The organism is Exiguobacterium sp. R-39 (assembly GCF_049942815.1).
GTDB lineage: Bacteria > Bacillota > Bacilli > Exiguobacteriales > Exiguobacteriaceae > Exiguobacterium_A.
In genome coordinates, this window is record NZ_CP187965.1 from 215,569 (window position 1) to 239,062 (window position 23,494).

The window sequence follows — 23,494 nt, forward strand, 5'->3', positions numbered from 1 at the left end:
GGACACTTCCTTTTCGGTTAATACATTCAATCTATCATATGAGGTGAGCAAGATGATTACAGAACAACAAGTCATTGAAAAAATGCGACAGATGATGTCAAAAATTGAGCAATCGAACAGTTCGTTGCAAATCGAATACGTTGCGGCCATGAAAGCCTATTGTGAGTTGCTGCTCGAACAACCGGCGACAGAACAGACGATCCGCCCGGTCATGACTCCGGCAACCGAACAGCAAAAGCCGGAAGTCGATCCGATGTTGGCCCGTTTTATGGGAGTTGCCCAGGAAAAAGAAGAAAAAGGACCTTCCTTACTCGATTTTTGAGTAAATCAAATCAATTGTGGGAATAGGGTAAAAGGAAAAAATAAGGGGGAACAGATCATGAAAACAGTCATCGTCATTGGCGCCGGCCCAGGAAACGGAGCCGAAATCAGCAAGCGGTTCGGTAAAGAAGGCTTTCAAGTCGTTTGTGCCGCACGGACACAGGAAACATTGGCAGCCGTCATCACAGAACTGAAAGAACAAGGCATCGAAGCCGTTGGGGTTGAATGTGATGCCTCACGCCGCACAGATCTCGAATCACTCGTCGAATGGACAAAAGACCAATACGGACAAATTGATGTCCTTGTCTATAATGCCTCAATCCTGCATCAAGCGTCCGTACTCGAGGTATCGGCTGAACAGATTACAAAAGAATTTGAAATTGATGTCCTTGGAGCGTTGTATGCCGCGCAAGTCGTTGCACCGGATATGGTGGCACGAAAAGACGGAGCCATCTTGATTACCGGCGGCGGAGCAGCACTGAATGCGATTAAATCCTTACCGGGTTTATCGATTGGGAAGGCCGGTGTCCGTCAACTGACGCATATGTTGCACGACACGCTAAAAGACGACAATGTCTACGTCGGGACCGTGACGATTGCCGGAGAAGTCAAACGTGGAACGGCACTTGATCCGAAAAACGTTGCCGAAGCCTTCTATACGCTGTACACGAATCGCACCGATGTCGAAAAAGTGCTCGAAGCAGACTGATCAGCCGTCAGCCTCGGCAGAACGGCATAGGATGAAATGAACTTCAGGCAAGATGGGAATGGGCAAGCGTCGACGCTGATGTCGACGCTTTTTTGAATCGAATGAACGAGGGGGACGAGAATATGAAACGATGGTTCACCCAACTGCTTCTCATCGTCAGCATCATCAGTTTGACCGGATGTGCGCTGGATTCAGAGACAGATGAACAGATTGGCATCAAGCAACCGGATGAAACAAAAGTGACGGAAGCCACCGTCGAGCGTGTCATCGACGGGGATACGGTGAAAGTCCGGCTACAAAACGGTCAAACGGAAGATGTCCGTTTTTTATTGGTCGATACACCGGAAACCGTAAATCCGGAAAAGCCGGTTCAGCCGTATGGTCCGGAAGCCTCCCGTTTTACGAAAGAGGCATTACCGGTAGGGAGCGACATCCTGCTTGAACGGGATCAGTCAAAGACAGACCGCTATGGGCGATTGCTCGCTTATGTCTGGTCAGACGGCAAGATGATCAATCAGGAACTGTTGCGAAAAGGCTTGGCCCGGGTCGCGTATATCTATGAGCCGGATACCCGGTATGTCGAGACTTTTCAAGAAATTGAACAGGAAACAAAAGGGCAACAGGCAGGCATCTGGCAGACAAAAGGGTATGCCACTGATCGGGGATTTGATACCTCGGTCATGAATGGGACATCGGAAGAGTCAGCGGACTGTGCCGACATCAAAGGCAACATTAACCGCCAAGGGAAAAAAATCTACCACATCCAAGGGGGACGTTCATATGATGAGGTGAACCCGGAAGAGATGTTTTGCAGTGAACAGGAAGCAAAAGAGGCCGGATTCGTCCGGGCGGCGAATTGACTAAAAAAGCAGGAACATCCACAAAAGGACGTTCCTGCTTATTTTGTGTTAGGGCTGTGTCGGTGGCTGATAGTGTTGAATCTTATCATCTTCATCAAAAGAAATTGTAACATCCGTGATCCCTTTTAGAATCCGAATCTGCAATTCAAGGCGGTCTTTAATATCGTCTGCTTGAGCAATCGTCAGTTCAGGATCCACTTCAATCTCAATTTCGACGTGGAAGTGATCTCCTTCTTTGATGACTTCAAGTTTTTCGATATCACGTACGTCCGGATCACGCATCAGGATTTCCCCGATTTTTGCGGTTAAGACTTCATCAATCTCACCGAGCGCACCGGCAGCATTTTGAATGAAGACATTATAGACGACATAGAACATCATTAAACCGATCAATATCGAAGCGATTCCTTCTGCCTGATAAAACGACGTATAATGTGAAATCAAGACAGCGATAATGGCGATGACACCACCGAGCGTTGCGACCAAATCTTCCATGAAGACAAGCCGTGTCGCCGGTTTTGCCTGCGATAAGTTAGCAAAACTTTGACCGACCAGCGTCAGGCCACGGGATTTTAATCCGGTCTCATGGGCAATCTCAATCATTGCTTTGTAAAAGACACCGATTTCAAGTACGACACCGATTCCAAGCGCAGTCAGGATGATCCAAAGACCGCTTGTTTTCTCACCCGGTGCATGCAGGATGTGCAGGATACCTTCACGAATCGTTTCGTAGGCAAGAATGGCGACAACAAGAATGGCGGCAAGTAAAACAAGGTTGACGAGTCGACCGAATCCGTTCGGGAACCGTTTGGTCGGTGCTTTTTTACTTAATGCTGATCCGATATAAACAAAAAACTGATTGGCTGCGTCACCGATGGTATGCATCATTTCTGCAAACATGGCGATATTACCCGTCAAGATGTAAGCAACGAATTTTATAATGGCGATAATGGTATTGACGATTGCAGCAGCGAGAGCGGATTTATTTCCGCGCCTGAGCAGAGTAAAAAAATTCGACATGAGGGTTCCTCCCTTTAAAGAGCGGAAACGCGGGAATTACCCGCGTCCAGCTTGGAATGATGGATAAAGTGTCATACCGCCGTCAGCAAACAGAGTAATCCCCGTTACATAACTCGCTTCGTCCGAAGCAAGCCATGCTGCGACTGCAGAAATTTCTTCCGGCTTCCCGATATTACCCATCGGAATCATGCTTTCGACGTCAGCACGTTGTTTCGGATCCTCGAATTTCTCGGCATTGATGGGGGTATTGATTGCACCCGGTCCGATTGCATTGATGCGGATACCTTTTGGTGCATATTCCATTGCAAGCGTCTGAGTCATCAGTTTGACGCCACCTTTACTTGCTGCATAATGGACGAACGTCGGCCATGGAATGATTTCGTGGACGCTCGACATATTGATGATGTTTCCTTTGACGTTATGCTCAACAAAGTATTTGAGTGCTTCGCGGGCACCGAGGAAGGCACCGGTTAAATTGACATCGATGACTTTTTGCCAGTCTTCAAGTGACATTTCATGCGAGGGTGACGGCATTTCAACACCGGCATTGTTGACGAAAACATCGAGCTGTCCGAAGTGATCGACCGTTTCTTTGACGAGGTTGATCATGTCCTCCTCTTTTGATACATCCCCTTGAACGGTGATGGCTTCACCGCCGGCTTGGATGATGTCATCGGCAATTTTCTTGGCTTCTTCCGGATGACTCCGGTAGTTGATGACGACACGCATGCCTTCTTCCGCATAACGGCGAATGATGGCTTCACCGATTCCCATTGATCCACCTGTGACGATAGCGACTTTACCTTTTAGACTGTTATACATAACATGAATTCCTCCTTATTATTGCTTCGTAAATCCAATCATGATCCCACCGACGACGACTAAGATACAGCCGATAACGACGAAGGTCATTTCTTTTTTTGTTTTTGCTTCTTTTAGCAGGACGACACCACCGATTGTCGAGATGACGACACCGGTTTGTGACAGTGAAAAGCTGGTGGCGACACCGACCTTGGCAGTTGCAAACAACAGGGCGATGTTACCGACTGCCCACATGAGACCACCAATTGTATTACCGGCTGTTTTTTTCGTAAACAAGTTTCCTTTTCTTAAAGATAAAAGGATGGCACTGATGACCATACCGATGGCCTGCGGCAAGACCGCTTCCCAACCGTTGATGTTGAACCAACGGGCGATGACGACATAGCCGACGTAACCGACAGTTGAGATCAGGAGTAACAGTAAACCTTTTCCGATATGTTCATCCTGTTTGCTTTTATCTTCTTTATAAGAAGTGAAAGCGGCACCGGCAACGATCAAAACGAGTGCACTGATACCGAGGATCAAGGCGGTTCGGTTTGACCATTCGCCAAAAGCGAGGACACCGAACAATGACGTCCCGACGAGTTGCATCCCGGTTGAAATCGGCATCGTTTTTGAGACACCCATCTGTTTAAAGGCAGCAAACTGATTCATTTGACCAAGTGCCCAAAAAGCACCGGAGAAGAATCCAGCCACCCAGGCAGTCGTCGAAAGTTCAGGACTGACGAAAAAGAACGTAATGATGGCAAACGCTAACGCCCCAAGTGTTGTTCCGATAATTTGTTGTTCCGTCGAACCGCCGATTTTAGAGACGACTAATGGAAGTGTCCCCCACATCAAGGCAGGTACGAGCGCGATTAAGATATCAATCAAGTGTTTCACCTCTTCTAAATTTCTTTCTATCTACTTGAAGATGTACCCCGGGAACAGATCTGAAAAACATAGAAGAATGAAGAAACATTATTTTAAAATAAAAAAACGTCCTCTTACAAGGACGTTTTGGTGATTATTTAAACGGTTCATCAGCAATCCGGACGATTTGTCGTCCGATGCGTCGACCGTTCCATAAAGCAATGATGGCAATGGTCAGTGAAATTCCCATCAAATCGTAGTGGGCGAGAAAATAGCCGGTGTAGCTGACCGGCAGGCTGACGATTCCGACAAGAGAACTGGTCCACTGACGGATTTTCAACGACTCCATGTTAGCGACACGGGAAAACTTCTGTTGTTCAAACAGACGCCATCTTGTCGGTTCACTTAAGGCATCGTTGACGAGACGAGGGAAGGCAAGTAATCGTGCGCCGTAGGAAGCGGCGATTTGCAAGTAACGGTTTTGGTTTTTCCCTTCTTCGTCGAGCCATCTCCGGACCATCGGCTTAGCAAGATCGAGTAAATTGATTTTCGGTGATAAGATTTGTAAGATACCGAGAATCGTCGAGGCCGCACGACCGAAAAAGGCGAATTCTGCCGGAAGTTGGATTGGTTCGTTTCGGACCAGTAATTCAATATCGGATAATACTTTTTCAATCAACTTCGTATCAACGTTCTCCATGTCACTCTCAAGATAGAAGGTAACGGCTTTTTCGATCGCTTGACGGATGTTTTGTTTGTTGGCGTTTGGTAATAAAAAGCGTAAGTCTTCGAGTCCGTCGACAATGGCATCGTAATCGAGCGTCACGAAGGACTGGAGAATACGTTGAATGGCCCGCATATCGTCGGCTGTCGTCGCACCGATCATCCCGAAATCGAGTAAGACGATCCGACCGTCACTTTGGACAAGGACATTACCCGGATGGGGATCGGCATGGAATTTACCTCCGAACAATAACTGTTCTCCGGCATTCAGGAACAGGTTCTGGGCCAGTTCATCGCGGTCGATGTTATGTTCCGCTAAGTAATCAAGATCCGTGATGCGTGTGCCTTCGATCCATTCCATGACAAGAACGCGGTTGGTACAGTGTTCTTCAAAATAATCGGGAATATAGATGACAGGATTCGTTTCGTACATTTTCTTGAAGTACAAACCGTTTTTCAGCTCAGTCCGGTAGTTCAGCTCATCTCCGATGACGAACACCATCTGACGGTACAGACTTTGTAAATCGGTTGATTTATTGAGTGACGTCCGGCGGAGCATCGCAATGACGAGCCGCATCGCCCGGAAATCGGTTTTGATGATTTGATCAATGTTCGGCCGTTGAACTTTGATCGCTACTTTCCGGCCGTTTGATTTAAGAGTTGCGCTGTAGACTTCACCGATTGAAGCAGAGGCAATCGGCCGGGGGGAGATGTTATCGACGATGTCTTCGATCGTCGTTCCCCAGTCTTCTTCGATGATTTTCCGGGATTCGCCGAGTTTACTGGATGGAACTTTGTCGACGAGTTCCGTCAGCTCCATCAAGACGGACGGGGGAAACAGGTCGGCCCGAATCGACAGGAACTGCCCCAGCTTAATGAGGAGTCCTTCGAGACGAAGGGCTTTTTTCTTATAGTCACGCGCAATCGTAATCATGATGCGCTCAAATTCTTCATTATTCGTACCGGGTCGGTTCTTCCGGGTGAATCGATAAATCGTCCAAATGTAACGAGCGAACATCGTTACGATGATGAAAATCCGATAAAGCGCCCAACGTTTCATGCCTTCACCTAGCTTCCTGTACAGTTTGTTTCAGTATAGGTTACTTTACCTAAAAACGTCACTTACAAACGGTTGAATCGGTGACAGAAAAAATAAGCTTGCCGGAATCAAAAAAGAGCGTATAGTAAGTATTGGAATTTCTAATGGGAAAGGTGAAATGTGCGTATGTCCTGGGACTTATTAAATATCATTGGAACGGTTGCGTTTGCGATGAGTGGCGCGATTGTCGCGATGGAAGAAAAGTATGATTTGTTTGGTGTTTGGCTGCTCGCTTTAATCACGGCCTTCGGTGGTGGTGCCATCCGTAACCTGTTGATTGGTGTCCCGGTTTCTGCGCTCTGGTCGCAAGGCGGATTGTTTTTAATCGCGATTTTAGTCGCTTTGTTGATTTTCATTTTGCCGCAATTATTTTTACCGCACTGGACGCGATGGGGCGTGCTTGCTGATGCCCTCGGTTTATCCGCCTTTGCGATTCAAGGAGCTTTGATGGCTTCTGCGAAAGGTCTGCCGTTATCGGCAACCATCTCCGCAGCAGTTTTGACAGGTGTCGGTGGTGGTGTCATCCGCGATTTACTCGCCGGACGTAAACCGCTTGTCCTGCATAAAGAAATCTATGCGATGTGGGCCGTCATGGCAGCACTCGTCATCGATCGGTTCGAACTGACGAATCCACTCCATTTGTTCACATTACTCGGACTGATTACGATTTTACGTATGCTATCCTATTATTATGAATGGAATTTACCAGCACGACGTTTAGGGGGAGACAAAGAATGAAGATTTTCATCATGATTGGAGCATTATCGATGATGCTCGCCGTAGCACTTGGTGCGTTCGGTGCCCATGCCTTAAAAGATATGTTATCGGAGCGGATGCTCGCGAACTGGCAGACGGGTGTGTTATATCAAATGGTTCACTCGCTTGGAATCCTCGCACTTGGCGGGATGTTATTGAAAGTATCAATTTCCCAGTTCTCATTAGCCGGTTGGTTGATGCTTGCCGGAATCGTTTTCTTCTCAGGAAGCCTGTATGTGATGGCGCTGACAGGTGTGACGAAACTCGGTGCTGTGACGCCGATCGGCGGAGTCCTGTTCATCGCAGCATGGATTTTCGTTGCCATCGGGGCGTATAAAGGATTGTAAAGACAATAAGGATCTACTCGCTTCACGTGACTCACACAGAGAAACGTATGAAGCGAATAGGTCTTTTTTTGATATGTGAATGTCTACAAAAAACCGGTGAACAGACAGTAATTGTCTGTTCACCGGTACGATAGAGCGACAAAAGCAAATGCTTTAGCGCTTGGCAGGTTGTGTTTTGTTTAGCTTCGATAATGCTTGCTCATAGCGGTCCAGTACGCGTTCTGCGACTGGCTTTAGCTCTTTTGAAAGCACAGCGAATTGCAATTCACGCGATCGTGTTGATCGGTTCATAGCATTCCCCATGGTAATTCCTCCTTCAGGTACAAATCTGACAGTTTTTGTGGCCGCAAAGAGTATATTCCCGCAGGGTTTTCCTATGAAACGTGATTTAGCAGATTAAAGTGCGAAATGTGCTTCGATATCCGCTGTTTCGAGGCGGTTACCGATAAAGAACTCACCGAACTCACCGTATTTGGCACTGACTTCGTCAAAACGCATTTCGTAGACGATTTTCTTGAACTGCAGAATATCGTTTGCGAACAGCGTGACGCCCCATTCCCAGTCGTCGAATCCGGTTGATCCGCCGATGATTTGCTGGATCTTCCCGGCGTAGCTCCGACCGATCATCCCGTGGCGGTACATCAGTTCTTTTCGTTTCTCCATCGAAAGCGTATACCAGTTGTCCCCGTCGCGGCGTGACTTGCTCATCGGATAGAAACAGATATGCTTCGATTTTGGCAGGATTGGATAGAGACGGTCGCGGACGTATGGATTTTCGTACGGGTTACCTTCTCCGGATCCGCGGTATGTGCCGAGTTCGACAACAGAGACGTACGAATACGTCGGAATCAGGTAGTCATATAAATCAAGTTTTTGCATCTTCACTTCGACGTCTTGAATGTCTTCCATTGTCGGACGAAGGACCATCAGAACGAGATCCGCTTTTTGACCGATGATCGTATAGAGGGCGTGACTGCCTTCTTTTTGTTCTTCGACTTGTGCGAGTTCGCCTAGGAATGCCTGAAACTCCTGTACCATCTTCATCCGGACAGAAGCGTCGACCTGCTTTAGACGGGCCCAGTCAATCCGGCGGAAATCATGAAATGTATACCAGCCGTCGAGTGTTTCGGCGGCTTGTTGTGTAACGGTTGGTTCGGATGATTGATGTTGCATGAGAAAACCTCCTGAATCTGTAGTAGTAACGTGTTAATCCATGTTCAATCTTACCATATCTTTTTGTTTTTCCCGTAAGAAAACGGGTTCGATCTTCAGGCGTCACCGACATAGAAAAACAGAAAGCAGGGTATGAAGTAAAAGGGTGTGAGAAACAGTCTCTCTTTTTTTCTGTACTATATTAAAAAAGATACTGTAATAGTATTCGAAAAGTCAGGCGTCAGAATGAAAAACACACTTTTTTGCAAATTGTTTTAACAACGAAACAGAACTGTGTATAATGAACAATGGAATGGAATAACAACAGAAACCGACACTTATTCGCCACAAAAGGAGCTAATATCATGCAATTATTCGAAATGCTTGAGACAAAAGTCAAAGCCCATCAACCAACGATTGTTTTCCCTGAAGGAATCGATGCCCGTGTTCTTGGTGCAGCTGTACGTTTGAAAAAAGACGGTTTAGTCACACCGATCGTCATCGGACCACGCGGTCAAATCGAAGAGACGGCAGCAGCGAACAACATCGACGTTGCAGATCTCGAAACGATTGATCCTGCTTCATATGAAGGAATCGAAGAACTCGTCGCGTCATTCGTTGAGCGCCGTAAAGGAAAAGCGACGGAAGAGCAGGCACGTGCGCTTATCCTGAAAGACGTCAACACGTTCGGAACGATGCTCGTTCACACAGGAAAAGCAGAAGGTCTTGTTTCGGGTGCGATGCACGCAACAGGTGACACGGTTCGTCCGGCGCTGCAAATCATCAAAATGCAGGAAGGCTATAAAAAGACATCAGGTGTCTTCATCATGGTCCGTGACGATGAGCAGTACGTATTCGCCGACTGTGCAATCAACATCGCACCGGACGCAAACGATTTAGCGGAAAACGCGATTGCTTCTGCGAAAACGGCAAAAACATTCGGCATCGAGCCGAAAGTTGCGTTGCTCAGCTTCTCGACAAAAGGTTCTGCAAAATCACCGGAAACAGAGCGTGTCGTCGAAGCAACACGTCTTGCAAAAGAACGTGCACCGGAACTCGCAATCGACGGAGAATTACAATTTGATGCAGCGTTCGTCCCGAGTGTCGCGAAATCAAAAGCACCAGAATCAGACGTTGCCGGTCAAGCGAACGTCTTCATCTTCCCAAGCCTTGAGTCTGGAAACATCGGCTACAAAATCGCACAACGTCTTGGTGGTTTTGAAGCAATCGGACCGATCCTGCAAGGACTCAACAAACCGGTCAACGATCTGTCACGCGGATGTAACGAAGAAGACGTCTACAAATTGGCGATCATCACGGCAGCGCAAGCGGTTGAAGAACGCCAAGCGTAATCCATTTTCGAAAAAGACTTTACTTTTTCAGTGAACTCCGTAAAATGGAACACATCACGCATCAACGAATAAACGTATAGCAACGCTCGTATAATAGTGGGAATTGGCCCACGAGTCTCTACCGGATCGCCGTAACGATCCGACTACGGGTGGTGAGTTACTGCTCTCTTTTTAGCGTACAGTGGCTGCCCCCGGGTAGCTGGCTGTACGTTTTTTTCGTTCAAAAAGGAGAAATCAGTTATGAAACGTTTGGAAGAAATGATTCAACAAGAAGGGTTAGTCTTATCGGATCAGGTATTAAAAGTCGATTCCTTTTTAAACCACCAGGTCGATCCGACCTTAATGTGGGAAATTGCTTATGAATTCATGGATCGGTTCAAGGATGCCGGAATCACACGGATCTTGACGATTGAAGCGGGCGGAATCGCCCCGGCGATGATGACCGCTCTCCGATTAGGGGTTCCGATGGTCTATGCCCGGAAAACCAAGTCGTTGACGTTAAACGAAGGTACGATTTCAGCAGAAGTCTACTCGTTTACGAAACAGCAGACGAGTACGATTACGGTCGCGGAAAAGTATCTGCAGGCAGGAGAACGCGTTCTGATCATCGATGATTTCCTCGCGAACGGGGAAGCGGCATTTGGTTTAGCGAAACTCGTCGAACAGGCAGGAGCAGAAGTTGCAGGTTTCGGCATCGTCATTGAAAAATCATTCCAACCGGGACGTCAAAAGCTGCTGGATGCCGGATTCCGTGTCGAATCGCTTGCCCGGATTAAAAAGTTAGAAGCCGGAGAGGCGACGTTCGTTGACCCGGTGACGGTATGAAGACGTTATCCAACGCCAAAGCGGCGAGCCTTGGTCTGCAACATGTCCTCGCCATGTATACGGGAGCCGCGATTGTCCCGTTGATTGTCGGCAGCGCAATCGGTTTATCAGGGGAAGAACTGGCTTATCTCGTTGCAATTGATTTGTTCATGTGTGGTGTAGCGACGTTGCTGCAAGTTTTCGTGACGAAGTATACGGGTGTCGGTTTACCTGTCGTCCTCGGCTGTACGTTCACAGCTGTCGGTCCGATGATTGCGATTGGCAGTCTGCAAGGCATTACCGCGATTTATGGAGCGCTGATCGCCAGTGGATTAATCATCTTAGTCATTTCCGGTTGGTTCAGCCGGATTGCGATTTTATTTCCACCGGTCGTGCTCGGTTCTGTCGTGACGATCATCGGGATCTCGTTGATTCCGGCTGCCATTAACGATATCGGCGGCGGACAAGGAGCAAAGGATTTTGGTGACATGCGGTACTTGGCACTTGCCGGACTGACCATCGTTTTGATTTTAGTCTTTAACCGTTACGGAACGGTCTTTTCGAAAGCGGCAGCGGTCTTGATTGCCGTCCTGATCGGAACGCTCGTTGCATTCGGTATGGGGATGATTGATTTCAGCCCGGTTGCCGAGGCGTCGTGGTTCCAAATGGTGACACCGTTTTATTTTGGTGTCCCGACCTTTAATGCAACAGCGATTTTGACGATGACACTGGTCGGACTCGTTTCGATGGTCGAGTCGACCGGAGTCTTCTTGACGCTTGGAGAAATCACCGACAAGAAGTTGACGGATCAGGATTTAGCCCGCGGCTACCGCGCGGAAGGGGCAGCGACCATCATCGGCGGAATTTTCAACAGTTTCCCGTATACGACATACAGTCAGAATGTCGGTCTTGTTCAATTGACAGGTGTGAAAACACGAAAAGTCATCATCTTTGCCGGATTCTTTTTGATTGTGCTCGGTTTCCTGCCGAAAGTCGCAACCTTCACGACGCTGATTCCAAAGCCGGTTCTCGGCGGGGCGATGCTCGTCATGTTCGGAACGGTCGCAGCGAGCGGAATCCGGATTTTATCCCGCGTCGATTTTTCCAAAAATGATCATGTCATCACGGTGGCTCTTGCGCTTGGTGTCGGACTCGGTATCAGCATGAATCCGGCGATTGTCGCGTCACTTCCGGATCAAGTCCGTGTCTTGACGGACAGCCCGATCGTTGCCGGATCAGTAACCGCGTTGCTCTTAAACGGTTTATTCCGATTGACGGAAAAGAAAACCACAATGAAAAAATCATCTTTGGCAAAGGTTGAATAAGTTTTGTAACCCTTATGAAAGGAGCAGTCATGTATACTATTCGGTATAGGTGGTTGCTCCTTTTATGTACCGTTACATAAATCAGAATATTTCGAGTATGTGGGATTCGGAGAAAATATCTCTTGAAAACGTTTACAAAACGGACACAATTTCTTTATACTGACAACGTAGCGGTTAGGGGAACTGCTAAGAATCAAACACAGACGGGAAGGACGTCGTACAGATGAAACAACAGACAGAACTGAATCGGGGATTAGAGGAACGTCACATTACACTGATGTCGCTGGGGGCGGCAATCGGTGTCGGATTGTTCTTGGGATCCGCAAAAGCGATTCAATTAGCTGGACCAGGAATACTGATCGGGTACTTAATCGGTGGTCTTATTATCTTCATTATCATGCGGGCTCTTGGGGAACTCGCAGTCCGTGAACCGGTATCAGGCAGCTTTGCCGAGTATGCCCGAAAATATGTCAGCCCGCTCGCCGGTTTCCTGACAGGATGGAATTATTGGTTGCTCTGGATTTTCACATGTATGGCCGAAATTACGGCCGTCGGGATTTATATGCAGGAATGGTTCCCGAATTCGCCCACTTGGATGTGGGCGCTTGGTGCACTGATTTTGATGACAAGCATCAACTTCATTGCCGTTAAGTTTTACGGGGAATTCGAATTCTGGTTTGCATTGATCAAAATTGTTGCCATCGTCGCAATGATCATCCTCGGAACGCTGACGATCGTCATCGGGTTCGGGAACGGCGGTACGCCGGTCGGGATTTCAAATCTTTGGTCGCATGGCGGATTCCTGCCGAACGGGTTCGGCGGTGTTCTACTTGCGATGCAAATGGTCATGTTTGCCTTCTTAGGGATTGAAGTGATCGGGGTCACAGCAGGAGAAGCAAAAAATCCGAAGAAAACGATCCGTAAAGCGGTCAACAATGTCTTCTTACGAATTTTAGTCTTCTATATCGGTGCTCTGTTCGTCATTCTTTCGATTTATCCATGGGATCAAGTCGGACAGAATAACAGCAGTCCATTCGTTTTATTATTTGATTCACTAGGCATTCCGGCCGCTGCCGGAATCATTAACTTCGTGGTCCTGACGGCGGCTTTATCCTCATGTAACTCAGGGATTTTCTCAACAGCCCGGATGATGATGAACTTGTCACAAAATCAGGAAGCACCGAAGCGTTTTGCGAAGATTTCTAAAAACGGTGTGCCGGCACTTGCAACGATCCTTTCTGGCGTTGCGTTGCTGGTCGGTGTCGCACTCAATTACTTCTTGCCGGACGATGTCTTTGCGATCGTCACAAGCATTGCGACATTCGGAGCTGTCTGGACATGGGCGATGATTTTGATTGCTCAGATGCGGGCACGTAAAGTGCACGGATCAGCTGAATTCGCAGTTCCGTTCTTCCCGATTGCGAACTATCTTGCGTTAGCCGCACTCGCGGGTGTCATCGTCCTGATGGCATTTGATGCCGGAACACGGATTGCACTGATTGTCGGACCGCTCTGGTACGTGATTTTGATTGCTGTGTATTATGCACGGGGAATGCATAAGCAAAAGCGTCAACCACTGGATCAGGCATCCGGAGAATAAGAACTGGAGATCAGCTTTGGCTGGTCTCTTTTGTTCTGTTTCGACGTCAGTTTTGCTACACTGGACACAGATACGTCAAAGGAGGAATAATCATGAAAACGATTCATGTCGATGAACTGCAAGAAAAGCTTGAAGCGGGTGAATCTTTACACGTCGTAGATGTCCGGGAACAGGACGAATACGATGCCGGTCATATTCCGAATGTCCGTTTTCTGCCGATGTCTGAAATCGGTGAACGGTATACAGAGTTGCAGGAAGGCGAAACGTACTATCTGATTTGTAAAGCAGGCGGACGAAGTGAAAACGTCGGACGCTTCCTCGAACAGTACGGATATGACATCGTCAACGTCGAAGGCGGCATGATGAACTGGAAAGGCGATCAAGAAGCGTAAGTCATGAAAATTGGAAGCGGATTCCTAAACGGATCCGCTTCTTTTTTTTAATTTTCTGTGAAAAAGTATACATTTTAACCGATAAAGAAACTAGAACGGCGATTATGTAGCGCGAGAAGGGGAGTTGGATATGGAACAGAAGAAAAAACGCACGTTGAGTATTAAACAGAAGTTGATCCTGACATCGATGCTCTTATTATTGATTCCTTCTTTATTGATCGGTTTTGTTTCTTACAGCCAGGCCAAACAAAAAATCACGAATGAAATTCTGCAGTCGGCGCATGCCGGCGTCGACCGGATGAATGATGAAATCATGAATATCATCGATCCGATGCGCCGCGATGTCGCCTTTTTTGCGGACCGGATTGACGGAACATTATACCAATCAGGCAAACAGAATCTCAACTTAAAAGAAAAGATGACCGAATACTTAGATACGCATCCGCAAGCCACTAATATTTATTATGCAACGACATCCGGCGAGATGACGATTTATCCGGAGCAATCGATGCCGGAAGATTATGATCCGCGTGAACGCCCCTGGTACAAAGCAGCAGAAGGCGCCAGCGGAAAAGTCGTCATCACGGATCCATACGTCGATGCTGCATCGGGCAAGATGATGGTCACACTCTCGCAAACAGGTGGAAACGGACGGGGTGTCATCGCAATCGACGTCGATGTCGACCGGATTTCAGAAATCGCCCAAAAAATCAAAATCGGAAAAGAAGGTTATGTCACGATTTTGGATTCGAAGAAAAAATTCGTCACCCATCCGACACTCAAACCGGGTGAAACGGCATCCGGCAGTTGGGTTGGATCTCTTTATGCAGGAAAAGAAGGACGCTTCTCTTACTTATTTGAAGATGAAGACAAACAAATGGACTTCATGACGAACGGTCTGACCGGCTGGAAAGTTGCCGGGACATTGTACGATTACGAAATCACGGATGAAACAGCAGGTATTTTATGGACGACATTAGGTGTCATTGCCGGTACGTTCATCCTGGCTGCACTCCTGTTATTCTTTATCCTACGTTCGATCATCAGCCCCTTGAACCGATTGACGAAAAGTGCGGAACGAATCCAGGAAGGAGATTTGACGGAGGAAGTCGTCGTCGAGTCGGATGATGAGATCGGCCAAGTCGCCAAGAGCTTTAATACGATGATTCTGTCACTGCGTGGTATCATCTCAAATCTTGATCAATCCATCGGCCAAGTCGCGGCTTCTTCCGAAGAACTGATGGCGAATGCGGCGCAAACGACGGCAGCCTCAGAACAAATTGCCGGTTCGATTCAAGAAATGGCCGCCGGGGCAGGTCAATCGAAACGACAACTCGACGGTAATGCCGTTTCTCTGCAAGCCATCACATCAGGTGTCATGCGGATTGCCGAGAGCTCAACGAATGTCTCGGAACTGTCGCGCGCAACCGCTTCAGAAGCAGAAGACGGGACAGCAGCTGTCACGAAGAACGTGGAACAGATGAAAGCAATCGATGCATCGGTCGAGAACTTTGGTGAGGTCATCCAGTCGCTCGCGCATCGCTCAAATGAGATTGGCAAGATTGTGGATGTCATCAACGGCATTGCGACCCAAACGAATTTACTTGCCTTGAATGCTGCAATTGAAGCGGCACGGGCAGGGGAAAACGGCAAAGGATTTGCTGTCGTTGCCAGTGAAGTCCGGAAACTTGCAGAACAATCGCAGGAATCGACGAAACAAATTTCCCACCTGATTCAAAACATCAAACAGGAAACGGAACGTTCGGTTTTCTTGATGAAAGAAGTGTCGCATCATACGAAAGCAGGACTCGAAACGACGGAAGATTCAGCCGTTCGATTCAAACAAATCATGTTACGGACGCAAGAGATGACACCGCGGATCGAAGATGTCACGGCAACGGTCGAAGAGATTGCTGCCAACGTCCAGGAAGTCTCGGCATCGGCAACGGAAATCGCCCATATCGCAGATGAAAATTCTGCAGCATCAGAGCGCGTCGCAGCGACGACGGAAGAACAGCTCGGCTCGATGGAAGATATTTCGCAATCGGCAAAAACCTTGTCCGATATGGCGGAAGAATTGCAAGTCCTCGTATCGCGATTCAAAGTATAACCTGCAGACGACCGTCCTCTTTCAGGAACGGTCGTTTTTTTGAAAAAGACGTTATCTTCGACCTGATTACTGATGAATGTTGCTTGAATAGAATAAGAAACGGGAAAATACTTATATAGCCTGGCAGCTTGTAATCGGGAGGTGTTGGTGATGGCACGACAGACGAAATTAATGGAATGGCAACAGGCTGGTTTGATTGACGCAGAGACGATTCAACGGATTAAAGAGTATGAAGCCCACCGCCAAAAAAAGAAACGTGTTCCGCTGTTGTTGATTGTCGGATTGACATTTGTCGGTTTAGCACTACTCAGTTTTTTAGCCGCCAACTGGCAAGTGATTCCTGTCCTCATTAAAATCGGTTTAGTTTTGATCATCATGGTCAGTTGTTATGTTTTGGCAGATGTATCGGAACGGCGTACCATTTGGAATCCGGTCGCTTTTCGAATTCTTGGATTAATTGCCTTTGCCGGAGCACTCATCGTTACCGTTCAGAGCTTCCATATGTCCATGCAAGGTTCCTTTATTGGTTGGGCCGTCTTTCTCGCTGCACTGGCTCATTTCTTTACGTGGCGTCATCCGGTCTATGCCATTCTCGCATTCATCTCGGGTTTGAATATATTTACCGGAGTTGGCGGATTCGGAAGTGAGCACGCCACGTTCCTCGACTGGACATCGATTGTCTTCGTCGTGATCGTTTCGCTTGCCTGGTTTTATTTCAGCCAGTCCTTCCCGTCGCTCATTCTTAGTTGGTTATTTCTTTATGTATCGGGACTTGAGTTGTTTGCACTTGTCTCTTACGACGGTGTCCTTTGGCCGATTTGGACCTTGTTCGCGCTTGTCCCGATGTTACTCGTCGTCAAACAGGAAGAGGACCGTCATTTTTTATACAACCTCTATTTAATCGTCGCCGCAATCAATTCACTGATCTATTTAACAGTCCGTGCGGAAACAACGGACTCTGTCATTCCTTTAGGAGAAGCCATCGCACTTGCCGTTTTTGGTCTCGCAGTCGGTTATTTGATTTATCAAAGATTCCGTCCGCTTCTTTGGATTTTGCCGCTCGGTTTGTTCGGATTCCTTTGGTTTGACGAACAAGCCATCTTGATTGCTGCGCTCGTCGAAATCATTGCCTTTGTCTATTTGATTGTGCAGGAGCGCCAAGGTCGTCGCCTGACGATTCCATTCGTTTACTTCATCGCCGTCCAACTGACGATTTATTTCATCTATGCCTGGGATCGCCTCGATATGTCGTTATTCTTCCTTGTCGGTGCATTGCTCGTCTTCCTGATTGCCGGTGTCTTGTGGTGGATTCGAAAACGTCATGAAGGAGGGGTTCCGTCATGAAACGGTATCTGTTTCCAGTCCTGCAAATTATCGTTGTCCTCGGTGTGATCCTCAGTTTTTATTCCATTTCCTGGTTCGGTGACAGCTATCGTTTTCGGGCCGAACCGTATGATCCGTTTAGCCCGGTCTACGGTGAATATGTCATGTTGCAGTATCCTGACTTGAAGCCGGCGGATTCCGTTAAAAAAGGATTGGTCTACGTTACGTTTACGACGGATTCTGATGGTTATGCCAAGATTGACCGTATCTCGAATGAACGCTTTTTTGGTTCAGTTGCCGGAGATTATTATGACAAATACGTCACGATTCCCCAATTGAACCAGTATTATGTGGAGCAGGGAACAGGAAAAGGATACGAAGATGAAAAAAAATTAGTGGTCAAAGCCGATGTCTCGCCATGGGGTACGCTTCGGGCAACTGATTTGGGTGTTCGTAAATAAAAAAACCGCTTGGATGGATACACGAAATCCGTGTACAATCCAAGCGGTTTTGATTAAGCTGATTTTTTCACTTTTTCCCAACGCGGTGAATTGAGCAATTCAATCCATTTCCGCACAGCTGAAATCGTGATGACGATCGCTAAAACGCCCATCGTGACCGACAGGATCGTATTCAGAATACTGAAGCCGGCAGAGGCCGGGTTTGCATAGACATTGGCGACCATCCAGATGTCAGCGAACGTGACCGTTACGAGCAGGTAGACAAGTGGAATGAATGTCGTTAACGCATAGACTTTTTTATCGGCAATTTTCAGGATAATCGTTGTTCCGATGATCAAGCCGATGGAAGCCATCAACTGATTCGAGACACCGAATAAGGCCCAAATCGAACCGATGTCGCCGGAGAAGAGCAGGTACCCCCAGAAGAACGTTCCAAGCGCACTGGCAAAAATGGCACCCGGAATCCAGTCAACACGTTTCAATGGTTTGTAAAATTCACCGAAGAAATCTTGAATCAGGTAGCGGGCTACACGTGTTCCGGCATCGATCGCTGTCAGGATGAAGACTGCTTCGAAGAGAATGACGAATTGGAAGAAGAAGCCGGCAATTTCACGGAACCAGGGGATGGCCCGGAAGATAAACGTCATACCGACGGCCAGCGAAACAGCTCCACCAGTCCGCCCGGCGAGATCGAGACCGATTTCCCGTGACAATTCATCGAGATAGACCGTACTCATCCCGAGTGTTGCAAAGACTTCCGGTGTTGAGTTGATGGCGAAGTAATCACCGACTTCAAGGGAAGTCGCGGCAATCAAAGCCATGACAGCGACGAGACACTCAACAAGCATCGCACCGAAGGCGACCGGTTTGATATCGCTCCACCGATTGATCATCTTTGGTGTCGTTCCGGAACCGACGAAGGCGTGGAAGCCGGAAATCGCACCACAGGCAATCGTGATGGAGATGAACGGCCAGACCGGACCGGCAATGATGGGACCGCCACCGTTGACAAATTTCGTGAAAGCCGGGAAGCGGATGTCCGGGTTGATGATGAAGACACCGACGATCAAGGCCAGGAAGACACCGATTTTCATAAAGCTGGATAAGTAATCACGCGGTGCAAGCAACAACCAGACCGGCAGTGCTGCAGCGAAGAAGGCATAAATCGGTAACGCAATCGCGAGTTGACGTGACGACAGGTCGAACCATGTTCCGATGAACGTGTCAGTCAACTGGGGACCGAAACCAATCGCAGCAAGAATTAATAGGAAACCGACGACTGAAGCCAAGGCGAGGTTGCCGCCTTTTCGTAAGTAGATGCCGACACCCATTGCAATCGGAATGGTCGAGAAGACAGCGAATGTTCCCCATGGATTGTGCTCAAGGGCATGCAGGACGACCATTGATAAGCCGGCCATCGTGATTGTGATGATGAATAGCATCGCAAGACCGGCACAAAAACCGGCGACAGGTCCAAGCTCTTTTTTAGCGACTTCCGATAACGACTGTCCATCTTGACGCATCGAAGCGAACAAGACGACCATATCGTGGACGGCGCCACCGATGACGGCACCAATCAAGAGCCATAACAGTCCCGGTAAGTAGCCGAACTGGGCAGCAAGTACAGGACCGACGAGCGGACCGGCAGCGGCGATTGCTGCGAAGTGGTGACCGAACGACACCCATTTGTTGGTCGGGACATAATCTTTTCCATCCGCAAACTTATGGGCCGGTGTTTCCCGGTCCTCTTTGATTTTTAAGACTTTGACAGCCATGAATGTGCCATAAAGACGATAAACGATCAATAAAATACAAATGACGGCAATAACAATTGGTGTAGCACTCATGTATGAACCTCCTCATAAACTGGTATGAGAAAAGTGTACTTGATTTGGAAGCGCTTTCTTTCGTTAAGCGGATGAACCGTTCGTTTTGACCGATGACATGTCGAAAAAGAAGGATGAACGGAAAAAAGAAAACCCTCAGATACCGAGAGCTTCCTTCAAGACTTTGACATACGTCCGACTGACAGGTACATCAATCTGTTGGATCTTGATCGTATAGGCACCATTGAACCAGGGTTCGATCGCTTCGATGGCAGCCAGGTTGACGAGATAGGAGCGGTGGACCCGCAGAAAACGGTGATCCGATAATTTTCGTTCAAGTTCCTGTAACGTATCATTTGACGGATAGGATTCGGAACGGGTCACGATTTTTGTTTTTCCGCTTTCAGCGACGATATAGTCGACATCCTGCGGGGAAAGCAATTTTAACTGCTCTCCGGATTCGACGGCCAATCGTTCGATCCGCGGTGTTTTCAGCGCCGGTTTTCGCATGATTTTTTCAATCGCCCGAATAATCCGTGACGGATCATACGGTTTTAAGATGTAATCGTAAGCGTTCAGTTCGAACGCTTCGAGGGCATGGGCATCATAAGCCGTCACAAATAAAATCGCCGGCGGATGCGGCATCGATTGCAAACGTTTGGCGACGTCAAGCCCGCTCCCGTCAATCAGTTCGATATCTAAAAACACGAGATCCGGTTGCAACGTCCGAACGAGTTGTTCAGCCTCACCGACGTGTCCTGTCTCGGCGATGACTTCGAGTCCGGCCCGGACGACATGATACCGTAGTTCATCGCGGGCAAGTGGTTCATCTTCAATTAAGATCGTGCGCATGCGGCGCCTCCTTTCCTGTTTCGATCGGCAGATGGATGGTAATGGTCGTACCTTCTCCAGGTTGACTGGTCAATCGGAAAGAACCGTTTTCGGCATACAGGCTTTTGATTCGTTCCGCAGTATTGAACAGGGCGGTCCCGGTGCCACGCGATTCGATGACTTCCCGGCCGAGGCGTGTGAGTTGCTCCGCTTCAATCCCGCGTCCATTATCGACGACTTCCAATACCAATTGATCGGCGGTCAACCAGGCAGTGACACCGACATATCCGGTTTGTCCGGGACTGAACGCATGTTGGAAGGCGTTTTCGATTAACGGTTGGAGAATAAACGGAGGAACGAGTAGTTGTTCTGTGCCTTCCTCTAAATCAATATCAACGAACGGACGGCTGGGAAAACGGGCAGCTTCAAGCGAGATGTAGGCTTCGATATGTTCCAGTTCCTTTTGCAATGGAATTTTCGTCGAGCGGGCGCCTTGCAGATTGCTGCGGAAAAAGGTCGACAGTTCCAGCAGTAATGTCCGGGCCTGTTCAACATCTGTCCGGCACGACGCATAAATCGTATTGATGGCATTAAACAAAAAGTGCGGATGAATTTGCGCTTCGAGTGCGCGGATTTCGGCATCCTTTAATAAACCGGCTTGCCGTTCCGCTTTGCCGAGAGCGAGTTGGGTCGAAAAGAGCTTCGCCAGTCCTTCGATCAATTCGACTTCGACCGCATCGAGTAATTCAGGGTGAGGATAATAAACCTTCAATGTCCCGATCGTCGTTTCACCGATCGTCAACGGCGCGATGATTCCGGCTTGTAACGGGCAGTCTGCTTTCGGACAGCCAATCTCATCCTGATCAGTGACGAGGCGGAGTTGTCCGTCTGTCAGGACATGTTCCGTCGGACGGGTCGTCCAGTGCCCGCCGGATCGATGGTGGTCACTGCCGACGCCGATATGTGCCAAAATAACCGATTGATCGGTCAAGGAGACGGCATCGGCGCGTGTTTGTTGTAACAAGATATCGGCAACGGCTTCAGCCGTTTGGATATTTAAGCCGCGTGTCAAATACGGTAAGGTCAAATCCGCAATATGCAGGGAGCGTTCCGCTTCACGGGCCCGGACATGCTCTTCTTCCCGCGCTGCGAGACGGATGATTGATAAGAACAGCCATACTCCAAGGACATTGACGACGGTCATCGGAAGAAAGATGAACTGGACCAGTTCGAGGGCAGCTGGAAACGGATCGGACAACAGAAGAATTAAAGACATTTCGAAAACCATTAAAAAGCCGGTCAGACAAATCGGTAATAACGCTTGGCTGCCGAGACGATCGCGCCAGTAAGGACGGAGTAAGCCACTGACACCTCCTGCGACGACAGTCGATAAAGCACAAGCAAAGGCGGTAAAACCACCGAGTGTATAACGATGAACACCGACGAGCAGACCGGTGATCGTGCCGCCGAGTGGACCGGCGAGCAATCCACTGATGACGACAATCATCGTCCGTGTATTCGCAATAGCCGATGTACCATCGACCTGTTCGAGCCAGGTGTGCGGTAAAAACTTGGCCAAATCGACTTTGACACCGGTGTAGTTACTCAAAATCCCGTATGTGGCGAAAAACAGAATCAACAACCCGAACTGCCAGCCGGCTTCAGGCTGTTTCAGTAAACGCCTTGTCGGTCCCCACTGGGCGAGGATGAACGCTAAAATGATCATGATTCCGAGTCGTTCCAGTAAAAAGGGTATGAGTTCAAACATGACATCCCTCCATTCGTCCTAAGTGTAAACGTTACCGAAAAGGAGGACAACGAAAAAAACTCCAACCGATCCGAGGATTGGTTGGAGTTTCCTTATAGATTACTGTGCATCTTTATCAAAGGTGATGCGTGCAATCGCATCATGCTGGTGAATCGTTTCTTCGTTGCGGCATTCGACGAAGAACGACGCGATGGCATCCATTTCGTAAAGATCAGCGGCGATTAGGCGCACCATATCTTCGACAAAACGTGGGTTTTCATAGGCCATCTCTGTGACACGTTTTTCATCCGGACGTTTCAGGACCGGGTGCAGAGGTGCCGATGCATTTGATTCTGCTGCATCAAGAAGTTCTTGTTTCCAGTTAAAATCATCCGCTTCATCGCGTAATGAAGCTTCCATTGTCACGTAACCACGTTGGTTATGCGCGCTGTATTCGCTGATTTCCTTTGAACATGGGCAAAGTGTCGTGACGTTAATCGTCAGACCGACAGACAAGGTCGCTTCGTTTGTTTCTGTGTCGACGCTGACTGTTTGCCAGACTTCGGCATTCATCAATCCGCCGAGTCCTGTTGCAGGCGCTTTACGTGTGAAGAACCATGGGTAACGGATGGTCAATTGTCCTTCGGTCTGTTCCATCCGCTCAGCAAGTTCACGTGCGAATTGGATGAGGGATTCATTCGTGATGACCCACCCCTCGTTATGGTACTGATCAAGTTGTTCCGTCAAACGGCTCATGTTGATCCCTTTACGGTCTTGAACAAGCGAAGTAGACAGTTCGAATGTCGCGACAGTTGCTTGTGTCGATTCGCCGTCTTGGATGACGACAGGATGTTTGACGTTTGAAATTCCTACAGCATCGAGTGCGAATAGGAAATTCTTCGGTGTATTTTGCAAGTCGATCATTTTATCTTTTTCAGTCGGCTTTGTCCCTTTAATGGGAGGAACAGAACCAAACAGCTTGTGGCGCTCTTCTTTGGTTGGCAGTGTAACCGGGTAGGTAGACATTCATATCGGCCCCTTTGTCCTTTTGTAGTAATGCAA

At 48.2% G+C, this 23,494-nt stretch carries 23 protein-coding genes and 1 riboswitch; of the genes, 13 read left to right on the forward strand and 10 right to left on the reverse strand.

Annotation, left to right across the window (positions count from 1 at the left end):
• Positions 1-52: 52 nt before the first annotated feature.
• From ACP26N_RS01250 to ACP26N_RS01260, 3 genes are all read left to right on the forward strand, one after another.
• Positions 53-322 (forward strand): DUF5327 family protein, encoded by a 270-nt coding sequence (locus ACP26N_RS01250; RefSeq protein WP_131973421.1) that lies wholly within the window; start codon positions 53-55, stop codon positions 320-322.
• Between the two features lie 57 nt (positions 323-379).
• Positions 380-1,030 carry an SDR family NAD(P)-dependent oxidoreductase gene (locus ACP26N_RS01255; RefSeq protein WP_426354503.1) on the forward strand — a complete coding sequence of 217 codons (651 nt, stop codon included), beginning with the start codon at positions 380-382 and terminating at the stop codon, positions 1,028-1,030.
• A 122-nt stretch (positions 1,031-1,152) separates the two neighbouring features.
• Positions 1,153-1,890 carry a thermonuclease family protein gene (locus tag ACP26N_RS01260; RefSeq protein WP_426354505.1) on the forward strand — a complete coding sequence of 246 codons (738 nt, stop codon included), beginning with the start codon at positions 1,153-1,155 and terminating at the stop codon, positions 1,888-1,890.
• Positions 1,891-1,938: 48 nt separating this feature from the next.
• Here ACP26N_RS01260 and ACP26N_RS01265 read toward each other — a convergent pair whose 3' ends face one another.
• The 4 genes from ACP26N_RS01265 to ACP26N_RS01280 all read right to left on the reverse strand — a co-directional run bounded on the left by ACP26N_RS01265 (position 1,939) and on the right by ACP26N_RS01280 (position 6,367).
• A complete protein-coding gene (locus ACP26N_RS01265) occupies positions 1,939-2,910 on the reverse strand; it encodes a cation diffusion facilitator family transporter (protein ID WP_131503244.1) in 972 nt (323 codons plus the stop codon).
• 36 nt (positions 2,911-2,946) lie between these two features.
• Positions 2,947-3,732 (reverse strand): SDR family oxidoreductase, encoded by a 786-nt coding sequence (locus ACP26N_RS01270; protein ID WP_131503245.1) that lies wholly within the window; start codon positions 3,730-3,732, stop codon positions 2,947-2,949.
• A gap of 18 nt (positions 3,733-3,750) precedes the next feature.
• A complete protein-coding gene (locus ACP26N_RS01275) occupies positions 3,751-4,602 on the reverse strand; it encodes a GRP family sugar transporter (RefSeq protein WP_188005401.1) in 852 nt (283 codons plus the stop codon).
• 136 nt (positions 4,603-4,738) lie between these two features.
• The gene (locus tag ACP26N_RS01280) at positions 4,739-6,367 is read right to left on the reverse strand and encodes an AarF/UbiB family protein (RefSeq protein ID WP_131503247.1); all 1,629 of its coding nucleotides are present in this window, start codon (positions 6,365-6,367) and stop codon (positions 4,739-4,741) included.
• A 165-nt stretch (positions 6,368-6,532) separates the two neighbouring features.
• Between ACP26N_RS01280 and ACP26N_RS01285 the strand changes: the two genes are divergently transcribed.
• A complete protein-coding gene (locus tag ACP26N_RS01285; RefSeq protein WP_012369125.1) occupies positions 6,533-7,144 on the forward strand; it encodes a trimeric intracellular cation channel family protein in 612 nt (203 codons plus the stop codon).
• A complete protein-coding gene (locus tag ACP26N_RS01290) occupies positions 7,141-7,509 on the forward strand; it encodes a DUF423 domain-containing protein (protein ID WP_012369126.1) in 369 nt (122 codons plus the stop codon). Before ACP26N_RS01285 ends, ACP26N_RS01290 begins: the two co-directional genes overlap by 4 nt.
• Before the next feature lie 153 nt (positions 7,510-7,662).
• On the opposite strand, the gene ACP26N_RS01295 is transcribed toward ACP26N_RS01290, so the two are convergent.
• Together ACP26N_RS01295 and hemQ are read right to left on the reverse strand one after the other, a co-directional pair.
• Entirely contained in the window at positions 7,663-7,812 is a 150-nt protein-coding gene (locus ACP26N_RS01295) for a hypothetical protein (RefSeq protein WP_012369127.1), read from the reverse strand.
• Between the two features lie 93 nt (positions 7,813-7,905).
• A complete protein-coding gene (gene hemQ / locus ACP26N_RS01300; protein WP_131503248.1) occupies positions 7,906-8,682 on the reverse strand; it encodes a hydrogen peroxide-dependent heme synthase in 777 nt (258 codons plus the stop codon).
• A gap of 344 nt (positions 8,683-9,026) precedes the next feature.
• Here hemQ and pta point away from each other — a divergent pair, with 344 nt between their 5' ends.
• The 8 genes from pta to ACP26N_RS01340 all read left to right on the forward strand — a co-directional run bounded on the left by pta (position 9,027) and on the right by ACP26N_RS01340 (position 18,028).
• Positions 9,027-10,013 carry a phosphate acetyltransferase gene (gene pta, locus ACP26N_RS01305; RefSeq protein ID WP_114597171.1) on the forward strand — a complete coding sequence of 329 codons (987 nt, stop codon included), beginning with the start codon at positions 9,027-9,029 and terminating at the stop codon, positions 10,011-10,013.
• 66 nt (positions 10,014-10,079) lie between these two features.
• A riboswitch (purine riboswitch) is annotated at positions 10,080-10,179 on the forward strand.
• Positions 10,180-10,253: 74 nt separating this feature from the next.
• Positions 10,254-10,838 (forward strand): xanthine phosphoribosyltransferase, encoded by a 585-nt coding sequence (locus tag ACP26N_RS01310; protein ID WP_131973417.1) that lies wholly within the window; start codon positions 10,254-10,256, stop codon positions 10,836-10,838.
• On the forward strand, positions 10,835-12,142 hold the full coding sequence (locus ACP26N_RS01315; RefSeq protein WP_131973416.1) for a nucleobase:cation symporter-2 family protein: 1,308 nt from the start codon (positions 10,835-10,837) through the stop codon (positions 12,140-12,142). The genes ACP26N_RS01310 and ACP26N_RS01315 overlap by 4 nt, the downstream gene beginning before the upstream one ends.
• A 223-nt stretch (positions 12,143-12,365) precedes the next feature.
• Positions 12,366-13,742, forward strand: coding sequence for an amino acid permease (locus tag ACP26N_RS01320; protein WP_131973415.1), 1,377 nt, complete (start codon positions 12,366-12,368; stop codon positions 13,740-13,742).
• A 92-nt stretch (positions 13,743-13,834) separates the two neighbouring features.
• The gene (locus tag ACP26N_RS01325; protein WP_131973414.1) at positions 13,835-14,134 is read left to right on the forward strand and encodes a rhodanese-like domain-containing protein; all 300 of its coding nucleotides are present in this window, start codon (positions 13,835-13,837) and stop codon (positions 14,132-14,134) included.
• Between the two features lie 130 nt (positions 14,135-14,264).
• On the forward strand, positions 14,265-16,244 hold the full coding sequence (locus tag ACP26N_RS01330; protein ID WP_426354509.1) for a methyl-accepting chemotaxis protein: 1,980 nt from the start codon (positions 14,265-14,267) through the stop codon (positions 16,242-16,244).
• Positions 16,245-16,394: 150 nt separating this feature from the next.
• A complete protein-coding gene (locus ACP26N_RS01335) occupies positions 16,395-17,588 on the forward strand; it encodes a DUF2157 domain-containing protein (RefSeq protein WP_426354511.1) in 1,194 nt (397 codons plus the stop codon).
• On the forward strand, positions 17,585-18,028 hold the full coding sequence (locus ACP26N_RS01340; protein WP_426354513.1) for a GDYXXLXY domain-containing protein: 444 nt from the start codon (positions 17,585-17,587) through the stop codon (positions 18,026-18,028). The genes ACP26N_RS01335 and ACP26N_RS01340 overlap by 4 nt, the downstream gene beginning before the upstream one ends.
• A 53-nt stretch (positions 18,029-18,081) precedes the next feature.
• On the opposite strand, the gene ACP26N_RS01345 is transcribed toward ACP26N_RS01340, so the two are convergent.
• The 4 genes from ACP26N_RS01345 to folE2 form a co-directional block, all read right to left on the reverse strand.
• Positions 18,082-19,875, reverse strand: a complete 1,794-nt coding sequence (locus ACP26N_RS01345) for a carbon starvation CstA family protein (protein ID WP_131973410.1) — start codon at positions 19,873-19,875, stop codon at positions 18,082-18,084.
• 135 nt (positions 19,876-20,010) lie between these two features.
• Positions 20,011-20,706, reverse strand: a complete 696-nt coding sequence (locus tag ACP26N_RS01350) for a LytR/AlgR family response regulator transcription factor (RefSeq protein ID WP_131973409.1) — start codon at positions 20,704-20,706, stop codon at positions 20,011-20,013.
• Entirely contained in the window at positions 20,687-22,453 is a 1,767-nt protein-coding gene (locus ACP26N_RS01355; RefSeq protein WP_214855762.1) for a LytS/YhcK type 5TM receptor domain-containing protein, read from the reverse strand. The genes ACP26N_RS01350 and ACP26N_RS01355 overlap by 20 nt, the downstream gene beginning before the upstream one ends.
• 99 nt (positions 22,454-22,552) lie before the next feature.
• The gene (gene folE2, locus ACP26N_RS01360; RefSeq protein ID WP_131503258.1) at positions 22,553-23,458 is read right to left on the reverse strand and encodes a GTP cyclohydrolase FolE2; all 906 of its coding nucleotides are present in this window, start codon (positions 23,456-23,458) and stop codon (positions 22,553-22,555) included.
• Between the last annotated feature and the right edge of the window lie 36 nt (positions 23,459-23,494).